Consider the following 7,916-nt stretch of genomic DNA (forward strand, 5'->3'; position numbering starts at 1 on the left):
TCACTCCGTGGCTGCGTTCGCGTTCCGCCCGGCCATCAGCACGCTGAGGGCGTAGGCGCGGTCGGGACTGAGGTTCGAGAAGAGGGCAGAGGCGGCGTCGGCGTTCATCCGGGCGAGGAAACCGGCCGCGAAGGTCGGGTCCATCGCCTCGAAGAGGACGGCGGCGTCCTTGGGCTTCATGCCCTCGTAGACGCGGACGAGCTGCGTCACGTCGGTCTCGGCGGCGGCACTCGACTGATGCATCCGGGCAGCAAGCCGCGCCTCGGCCGCGTCGAGCCGGAGGAGCGCGGCCTCGACCTCCTGCCGGGCGACGGCAATGTCCTGTTCCCGCAGGGCGACGGCCGTTTCGCGGGCATCGAGCGCCTCGGACCGGCGCGTGATCTCGCGAATCAGGTCACCGACCTCGCTGCCGCTCTCGCGGGTGCTTACGGGGAGGGGGGCCGTTGCCTCGGCCGTCAAGCCATTGTCCGGGACGAGCCCCGCCGAAACGATGCGGGTCAATGCGGAGACGAGGAGGACCGAGACGAGGAGGAGCGCGCCGAACCGGCGCAGGAGGCGGATCATCGGGCGGCTCCCGCGGCGAAGTCGGTCGGGCGGCTGGCGCGGAAGCTCGGAACGGGGTCCGCGCCCCCGTCCGAATGGAGGGCATCCGCCGCTTCCGCCTCGATGTCCTCGAAACTGGCCATCAGCATCTCAATCCGGCCGATCCGGTCGTCCGCCGCCGACGTCAGGGCGATGAGCGCGGCCTCGCGGGCCTGCGTCTCGGCGGTCGCGGAAGTGATCGAGGCTCCCGCGGCGTCGATCTGTGACCGGAGGTTGTCGACCGTTGCGCGCACGTCCCGTTCGAGCCGCGAGAAGGAGCGCAGACGCCGTGTCAGCACGATGCACCACCCGGCCATGCCGAGCGTGCCGAGGAGGAGAAGGAGATCCGAGATCGGGCCGAGATAGGTCATGTCAGGTAATCACGAAGTCGATGATGAGAAGGTCGCTGACGACATCCGCGCCGGCGAGAAGTTGAACCCGGCGCAGAAGCTGCGCGCGCAGGTCGAGAAGGGCGGTCGGATCCTCGAGCCGGGCGACGGAGACGGCGCGCAGGTAAGTCGAAAAGACGTCGAGGATGCGCGGCTGGAGCGCCGCGATCTGCTCCGCCCCGGGTTCGAGTTGCAGGAAGGCGCGGAACCGAAGCTGCTTCGTGGAGCCCGCGCCCCCGACGGTGATCATCATCGGGTCGAGTTCAAGAAATTGCGGGGCAAGCGGGCCGGTACCGGCCTCGGGCGCGGCAGCTTCCTCGGAGGGAAGGCCCACGAGGCCGGAGAAGGTGACGAAGAAGGCCCCGCCCCCGAGCGCAAGCGCCGCGACAAGCGTGACGATCCAGCCGAGCTTGCCCATCCCGCCCTTCTTTTCGGGTGCCGAATCGACGGCCTCTTCCTCTGGATCTGCCATGCGTCTTTCCTCGTGAAGTCGAGGCAGTCGTATCTCAGCGGGGCTAACTGAATGTTAATGCAATTGCTGAATCCTCCGGCTGACACCCAGAACGGGTGGGCCGTATCCCGGAGGATCGCACGTGGAGAATCTCGCAACCGTTTGGCAGGCGCAGGACAAGCGCCGTCTGGCGATTCTGGCGGGAGCGACGCTCCTGGCCTTCCTTGCGGTCTTCTTGCTGACGCGGATGGTGACGTCTCCCCGGATGGAGCTTCTTTTCGCGCGGCTGGAACCGGCGACGGCCGCGGAGGTGGTCGCCAGCCTCGATGCGCGCGGCGCGCCCTACGAGGTGCGGGGCGATTCGATCTACGTGGACGCGGCCGAGCGCGATGCGCTCCGGATGCAGCTTGCCGGCGAGGGGCTGCCGCGGATGGACGGCACCGGCTACGAGGTGCTCGACGGGCTGAGCGGGTTCGGTACGACGTCCCAGATGTTCGACGCCGCCTATTGGCGCGCGCGCGAGGGCGAGCTGACGCGCACGATCCTCGCATCGCCGGGCGTCAAGATGGCGCGCGTCCATCTGGCGACGGCCGATTCGTCGCCGTTTTCCCGAGACCGGAGTGCGACCGCGTCGGTCACGCTCCAGATGACGAGCGGTGCCGTGGGCGCGTCTCTGGCCCGCGCGGTGCAGTCGCTGGTCGCAGGGGCGGTGCGCAACCTCGTTCCCGAGGACGTCACTGTCGTCGATGCCGCCAGCGGGCGCGTGATCGGGGGCGGTGTCGTCGATACGGAGGCCGAGGCCCGCAGCACGCGCATCGCCGAGATGCGCGCCGCTGTGGAGAACCTGCTGGTCGCCCGCGTGGGCGCGGATCGCTTCGTCGTGGAACTCGCCCTGGAGACGCGACAGGACCGGGAGACGATCACAGAGCGCGTGCTCGACCCGGATAGCCGGGTCGTCCTGAGCACCGATACCGAGGAACGCACGGCTTCCGAAAGCGGCACCGCCGGTGCGGGCGTGACGGTGGCGAGCAACCTGCCCGAGGGGGACGCGGCCGGCGGCGGCGAAGGCTCGCAGAGCAACAACACGGACCTGCGCGAGCGGGTGAACTACGATTTCTCGGCGACGGAGCGCCAGATCGAGCGCGGCCCCGGCGCGATAGAACGCGTGACCGTGGCCGTCATGGTCGATGGGCTGCGCAGCGTCGCGGCGGACGGCACCGTGCAATGGGCCCCACGCGAGGCGGCGGAGCTGGAAATCCTGCAGGAATTGGTACGCTCCGCCGTCGGCTTTCGTGAGGATCGCGGCGACGTCGTCACCGTCCGCAGCATGGAATTCGAGGCGATCGCCGACACGCCGGCCGCGCCGGGCCTTTCCCTTCCTTTCGTGACGGGGGGGCAGGTGACCCAGATGGTCATCGCCGGCCTGCTTGCCACGGTGGCGCTCGGCCTGCTCGCGTTCGTGGTCCGGCCCCTTCTCGGCCGGGCTCTCGCGCCGCCGACCGCCGCCTTGGCTGCGCCGGTGGAGACGGCGGCTCTGACGGAGGATCGCGCCGAGGTGCCGGAGGAATTGCCGCTGCCGCAGGCACCCGCGATCGCACCGCTCCCGGCTCCGGCGGATGTCGCCGCGCCGGGTACCGCGGATCTACCCGACTTGTCAGACCTCTCGGATCTGAGCGCGCTGCCCGGTTTCGGGGATGACGGCGACGCCGCATCGGACGATCCGGTCGAGCGCCTGCGCAAGCTTATCTCCGACCGCCGGGAGGAGACCGTCGAGGTACTCCGCGGCTGGATGGAAGAAACGCCGTCGGAGTCGCGCTGATGGCGATGCTCGAGGATTTCGGCCGGCCGCTCACGCGGGCCTCCGCGCCGCTCACGGCCGCCACGGAAGGGCAATTCGACGCCGGTTACAATGCGGGCTGGGATGACGCGATGCGTCAGGTCGAAAGCGACCGCGCCGCTGTCGGCAGCGAGCTGGCGGAGCGGTTGAAGACGCTCTCGCAGGAGCGCGCCGCCGCGCGACGCGAGATGATCGCCCAGCTGGAACCGGCCCTGCGCGAGATTTTCGACAAGGTGTTGCCGCGCGCGGCGGATCGGTCGTTTCTGCCGTCGCTGGTGGAGGAAATCGCTGAAATCGCGCGCACGGCGGAGACGACCGTGCGCCTTCTCGTGGCCCCGGAGAATTGCGTCCCCGTTCGTCGGGCCTGCGCGCAGGCAGAGCTTTCCGACGCAGAGGTCGAGGTGTGTTCCGAGGCGGCGCTCGGACCGGCGCAGGCCTTCGCCAAATGGGGCGGAGAGGAGCGGCAGTTCGATCTCGACCGCGTGCTGCAGGATCTCGACGCCGCGCTCGAGACGTTCCTCGACACGCTCGGCCCCGAACAGACGACACCCGATCTCAAGGAGGCCCAGAATGGCTGACCCCACATCCGAGACCAGCTCCGCCCTGTCGCGCGTACCGGTGGAGATCACCATCTCCGTCGGCCGGGCGCATCCGACCGTCTCGGAGCTCTTGTCGCTCAAGCGCGATGCGATCCTGCCCCTCGACCGCCACGTGTCGGACCCGGTGGAGCTCTATGCCGGCGACAGGTTGATCGCCCGCGGCGAGTTGCAGGAAGTGGAGGGCGACGGCAGCGGCCGGCTGGCCGTCCGCCTGACCGAGGTGGCGGAGACGGACGGGGCCGCGTGACCGACCGCCGCCTCCGGACACTTTGGCTCTGTCTCACGCTGATCGCCCTCCCGGGCGCGGCGCTGGCGCAGGAGGTCTCGCTCGACTTTGGCGAGGATTCGGTCAGCCTGCGGACGGTGCAGCTGATCGCGCTCCTGACGGTGCTGAGCCTCGCGCCCGGGATCGCGATCACGGTGACCTGTTTCCCGTTCATCGTGACCGTCCTGTCGATCATGCGACAGGCGATCGGGCTGCAGGCGGCACCGCCCAACATGCTGATCGTGAGCCTCGCGCTCTTTCTGACCTACTTCGTGATGGAGCCGGTCGCGATGGCGGCCTGGGAGGCGGGGATCGGGCCGCTCAGCCGGGGCGAGATGGAGGCGGCGACGGCCCTGCCGGCGGCGGTGGAGCCGTTCCGCGCCTTCATGCTGGCCCGCGTCGATGCCGACACGCTGGCCCATCTGCAGGCGTTGCGTCCGGGCGCGGGGCGGGATGCGCTCTCGGTGCTCGTGCCGTCGTTCCTGCTGTCCGAGGTCACGCGGGCGTTCCAGATCGGTTTCCTCGTCTTCATGCCGTTTCTCATCATCGACATGGTCGCCGCGGCCATCCTGATGTCGATGGGGATGATGATGGTCCCGCCCGCGATCATCTCGCTTCCGTTCAAGCTCGCCTTCTTCGTCGTCGTCGACGGCTGGACGCTGGTGTCCGGCGCGCTCGTGCGCAGCTATCTCTAAGGAAAGGTTCCCATGTCCGCCCTGCCTGATCGCAAGCCGGCCGCCGCGCTCCCCGTCACAAACGCCGAGAAGGCGCGCGCGCTCATCGCCATGCTGGAGCCCGGCGAGAAACAGGCGGCAGCGCATTCGCCCGAGCAGTTGCGGGCCTGGGCGCGGGATCTGATCCGGACGGTAGAGGGAAGCGGGCGGGGGGCCGGGACCGTCTCGCCGCCCTCACCAAAACCGAAGCGCCACGCGCTCTTCTCGAAGGCTGCACCGACGCTCACTGCGCCGCCCGCCGCGGCTCCCACACGACCGGAGCCTGTCCGCCCGCGCGCCGCCGCCCGGATGACCCTTGCCGCGCCGGTCCAACACGAGCCCGTTGCGGCCGCCGCGCCGGACGTCCGCCTGCCGCCTGCGGACGTGCGGCGTATCGTCGAGGCGACGGTGGAGCCCGCGACACTCGCACGCGAGCATCCGGCCGTCATCGCCATGACCCTGATCGGCAAGCCCACGATCGAGCAGGCCGCCGCGTTGCGCCGATTACCTGGCGGGCAGGTGCGCGCGGTGCACCGGGCTCTGCGTCAGTTCGAGGGCGCAGAGCCCGGCTGAAGATCGCTCAGCGGCTGAACTTCTTGTGCAGCACGCGCTTCGGCTCGAGCGAGTCGGGGCCGAGGCGGCGAGCCTTGTCCGCCTCGTAGGCCTCGAAGTTGCCTTCGAACCATTCGACGTGACTGTTTCCCTCGAAGGCGAGGATATGCGTGCAGAGCCGGTCGAGGAAGAAGCGGTCGTGCGAGATGACGACGGCGCAACCGGCGAACTCCCCGATCGCATCCTCGAGCGCGCGGAGCGTCTCGACGTCGAGGTCGTTCGTTGGCTCGTCGAGCAGCAGGACATTACCGCCGTCCTTCAGGAGCCGCGCCATGTGAACGCGGTTGCGCTCCCCGCCCGAGAGGACGCCGACCTTCTTCTGCTGGTCCGGACCCTTGAAGTTGAACGCCCCGCAATAGGCGCGGGACGCCACTTCGGCATCGCCCAGCTTGATGAGTTCCGCCCCGCCCGAGATCGCTTCCCAGACGTTGTGCTCGGGGTTCAGCTCGTCGCGCGACTGGTCGACGTAGGACATCTTGACCGTGTCGCCGACCTCGATCTTGCCGGCGTCGGGCGTTTCCTGCCCGGTGATCATCCGGAAGAGCGTCGACTTGCCCGCGCCGTTCGCGCCGATCACGCCGACGATGCCGCCGGGCGGGAGCGAGAACGAGAGGTTCTCGAACAGGAGCTTGTCGCCATAGGCCTTGGTCAGGCCCTCGGCTTCGATCACCTTGTTGCCGAGGCGCGGGCCGTTCGGGATGATGATCTGCGCCTTGCCGACGAGCTCCTTTTCGGAGCGATCCGCCATCTCGTGGTAGGCGTTGATGCGGGCCTTCGACTTGGTCTGCCGGGCCTTGGCGTTAGACCGCATCCACTCCAGTTCGCGGGCCAGCGTCTTCTGGCGCGACTTGTCCTCGCGGGCCTCCTGCTCCAGCCGTTTGGCCTTTTGCTCGACCCAGCTGGAGTAGTTGCCCTCCCACGGAATGCCGCGCCCGCGCTCCAGCTCCAGGATCCAGGACGTGATGTCGTCGAGGAAGTAGCGGTCGTGCGTGACGATCAGGCAGGTGCCCTTGTAGTCGATCAGGTGACGCTGCAGCCAGGCGATCGTCTCGGCGTCGAGGTGGTTGGTCGGCTCGTCGAGGAGGAGCATGTCGGGCGCATCGAGCAGCAGCTTGCAGAGAGCGACACGGCGCCGCTCGCCACCCGAGAGATTGGCGGTGTTGGCGTCGTCGGGCGGGCAGCGCAGGGCTTCGAGCGCGATGTCGACGCGGCTGTCGAGATCCCAGAGGTTCTTCGAGTCGATCTCGTCCTGGAGCTTGCCCATCTCCTCGGCGGTCTCGTCCGAGTAGTTCATGGCCAGTTCGTTGTAGCGGTCGAGGATGGCCTGCTGATCGGCGACGCCTTCCATGACGTTCTCGCGCACGGTCTTGGTGTCGTCGAGTTCCGGTTCCTGGCTCAGGTAGCCCACCTTGATGCCCTCGGCGGCCCAGGCCTCTCCCTGGAAGTCCTTGTCCTGGCCGGCCATGATCCGCATCAGGGAGGACTTGCCGGTACCGTTGACGCCGACGACGCCGATCTTCACGCCGGGGAGGAACGACAGCCGGATGTTCTCGAACACCTTCTTGCCGCCCGGGTAGGTCTTGGACACGCCGTCCATGTGGTAGACGTATTGATAGCTCGCCATGCTCGAAAGCCTCCGGAATTCGGGTCTGGGGGCCATGTATATCGGCACCCGGCCGGGGGCAACGCCCGACCGGGTGGCTTGCTCGCTCAGGCTGCCTTGTCGGAGACGTAGTCCTCCAGCAGGCGCTCGTTGCGGGCCTCCTCGATCCGCTGGATGCGGTCGGAGCTCAGCCGTGCGTCGAAGCGGTACTTCACGAAGTTCACGAGGCTCAGCGTCAGCATCAGCACGGCGATGCCCCAGAAGCCCTTGGTCGAGAGCGGCACCTCGGGCGACTTGTAGAGGCTGATGGCAAGGAGCACGTAGCTCGCCACCACGCCGGCGAAGTTGAAGAAGATGATGAGGCGGTTGTCGTCGCTGCGGTCCATGGGTCAGTCCTTTTCGTTGGTGTCGGTGGTCTTCAGGCGGGCCAGGATGTCGGCCCCGGTGGTCTTGCCGCGAGGGCCGAAACCCGCGTCGGCCATGCGCTCGGGCAGCGAGTCATGCGACAGCTCGCCTTCAATCTCCCGCAGGATGTCGGCCTGCTCGCCCGGGTCGTCCTGCTGCAGGACGCGGGCGACGAGCGCCTCGGCCTCGTCGATGGCAGTATCCTTGCCGAACGTCGTGCGCAGGCGCGACTGTATGGCCTGCTCCCGGCGGACGGCGCGGGCGGCCATGGCCCCCTGGCGCAGGTCGATCAGTCGGCGGTGCGTCTGCTCGATGGAGCGACGCAGGCGCAAAACGCTTGATATAGGTGAAAAACTCGATCTACCAGATGTTGTGTTTGGGCCGGGCGAGCCCTCCCAACCCGCTGTGATCGCGGGCAAAGGCAGTGTTTTTGGTCGGTATTGGATGGGGTCGCTTCAGC

The 7,916-nt window shown here is 68.3% G+C and carries 11 protein-coding genes; 5 read left to right on the forward strand and 6 right to left on the reverse strand.

From position 1 onward, the window contains the following. From HSX43_RS15180 to HSX43_RS15190, 3 genes are read right to left on the reverse strand one after another with little or no spacing between them, the layout of a single operon-like run. The gene (locus HSX43_RS15180; RefSeq protein ID WP_179380978.1) at positions 1-564 is read right to left on the reverse strand and encodes a MotE family protein; all 564 of its coding nucleotides are present in this window, start codon (positions 562-564) and stop codon (positions 1-3) included. Continuing rightward, positions 561-953, reverse strand: coding sequence for a hypothetical protein (locus HSX43_RS15185; protein ID WP_179380979.1), 393 nt, complete (start codon positions 951-953; stop codon positions 561-563). Before HSX43_RS15185 ends, HSX43_RS15180 begins: the two co-directional genes overlap by 4 nt. Before the next feature lies 1 nt (position 954). Then, positions 955-1,443: a flagellar basal body-associated FliL family protein gene (locus tag HSX43_RS15190; RefSeq protein ID WP_235962682.1), complete on the reverse strand. Its 489-nt coding sequence runs from the start codon at positions 1,441-1,443 to the stop codon at positions 955-957. 121 nt (positions 1,444-1,564) lie between these two features. Here HSX43_RS15190 and fliF point away from each other — a divergent pair, with 121 nt between their 5' ends. From fliF to HSX43_RS15215, 5 genes are read left to right on the forward strand one after another with little or no spacing between them, the layout of a single operon-like run. Next, positions 1,565-3,241: a flagellar basal-body MS-ring/collar protein FliF gene (gene fliF, locus HSX43_RS15195; RefSeq protein ID WP_179380980.1), complete on the forward strand. Its 1,677-nt coding sequence runs from the start codon at positions 1,565-1,567 to the stop codon at positions 3,239-3,241. Next, positions 3,241-3,837 carry a FliH/SctL family protein gene (locus HSX43_RS15200; protein WP_179380981.1) on the forward strand — a complete coding sequence of 199 codons (597 nt, stop codon included), beginning with the start codon at positions 3,241-3,243 and terminating at the stop codon, positions 3,835-3,837. The genes fliF and HSX43_RS15200 overlap by 1 nt, the downstream gene beginning before the upstream one ends. After that, entirely contained in the window at positions 3,830-4,105 is a 276-nt protein-coding gene (locus tag HSX43_RS15205; RefSeq protein WP_179380982.1) for a FliM/FliN family flagellar motor switch protein, read from the forward strand. Before HSX43_RS15200 ends, HSX43_RS15205 begins: the two co-directional genes overlap by 8 nt. Continuing rightward, the gene (gene fliP, locus HSX43_RS15210) at positions 4,102-4,818 is read left to right on the forward strand and encodes a flagellar type III secretion system pore protein FliP (protein ID WP_179380983.1); all 717 of its coding nucleotides are present in this window, start codon (positions 4,102-4,104) and stop codon (positions 4,816-4,818) included. Before HSX43_RS15205 ends, fliP begins: the two co-directional genes overlap by 4 nt. Positions 4,819-4,830: 12 nt before the next feature. Then, positions 4,831-5,409 carry a hypothetical protein gene (locus tag HSX43_RS15215; RefSeq protein WP_179380984.1) on the forward strand — a complete coding sequence of 193 codons (579 nt, stop codon included), beginning with the start codon at positions 4,831-4,833 and terminating at the stop codon, positions 5,407-5,409. Positions 5,410-5,416: 7 nt separating this feature from the next. Here the strand turns inward: HSX43_RS15215 and ettA are convergent, their stop codons facing one another. The 3 genes from ettA to HSX43_RS15230 all read right to left on the reverse strand — a co-directional run bounded on the left by ettA (position 5,417) and on the right by HSX43_RS15230 (position 7,788). Next, positions 5,417-7,072: an energy-dependent translational throttle protein EttA gene (gene ettA / locus HSX43_RS15220; protein WP_179380985.1), complete on the reverse strand. Its 1,656-nt coding sequence runs from the start codon at positions 7,070-7,072 to the stop codon at positions 5,417-5,419. 86 nt (positions 7,073-7,158) lie between these two features. Then, positions 7,159-7,437: a hypothetical protein gene (locus HSX43_RS15225; RefSeq protein WP_179380986.1), complete on the reverse strand. Its 279-nt coding sequence runs from the start codon at positions 7,435-7,437 to the stop codon at positions 7,159-7,161. Positions 7,438-7,440: 3 nt separating this feature from the next. Next, positions 7,441-7,788, reverse strand: coding sequence for a hypothetical protein (locus tag HSX43_RS15230; protein WP_179380987.1), 348 nt, complete (start codon positions 7,786-7,788; stop codon positions 7,441-7,443). Positions 7,789-7,916 lie beyond the last annotated feature (128 nt).

Origin of the sequence: Jannaschia marina, assembly GCF_013404595.1 — a bacterium.
Lineage (GTDB): Bacteria > Pseudomonadota > Alphaproteobacteria > Rhodobacterales > Rhodobacteraceae > Jannaschia > Jannaschia marina.

Coding starts and splice junctions, on each gene's coding strand:
- HSX43_RS15180 (WP_179380978.1), bottom strand. CDS start 564: ATGATCCGCCTCCTGCGCCGGTTCGGCGCGCTCCTCCTCGTCTCGGTC.
- HSX43_RS15185 (WP_179380979.1), bottom strand. CDS start 953: ATGACCTATCTCGGCCCGATCTCGGATCTCCTTCTCCTCCTCGGCACG.
- HSX43_RS15190 (WP_235962682.1), bottom strand. CDS start 1,443: ATGGCAGATCCAGAGGAAGAGGCCGTCGATTCGGCACCCGAAAAGAAG.
- HSX43_RS15200 (WP_179380981.1), top strand. CDS start 3,241: ATGGCGATGCTCGAGGATTTCGGCCGGCCGCTCACGCGGGCCTCCGCG.
- HSX43_RS15205 (WP_179380982.1), top strand. CDS start 3,830: ATGGCTGACCCCACATCCGAGACCAGCTCCGCCCTGTCGCGCGTACCG.
- HSX43_RS15215 (WP_179380984.1), top strand. CDS start 4,831: ATGTCCGCCCTGCCTGATCGCAAGCCGGCCGCCGCGCTCCCCGTCACA.
- ettA (WP_179380985.1), bottom strand. CDS start 7,072: ATGGCGAGCTATCAATACGTCTACCACATGGACGGCGTGTCCAAGACC.
- HSX43_RS15225 (WP_179380986.1), bottom strand. CDS start 7,437: ATGGACCGCAGCGACGACAACCGCCTCATCATCTTCTTCAACTTCGCC.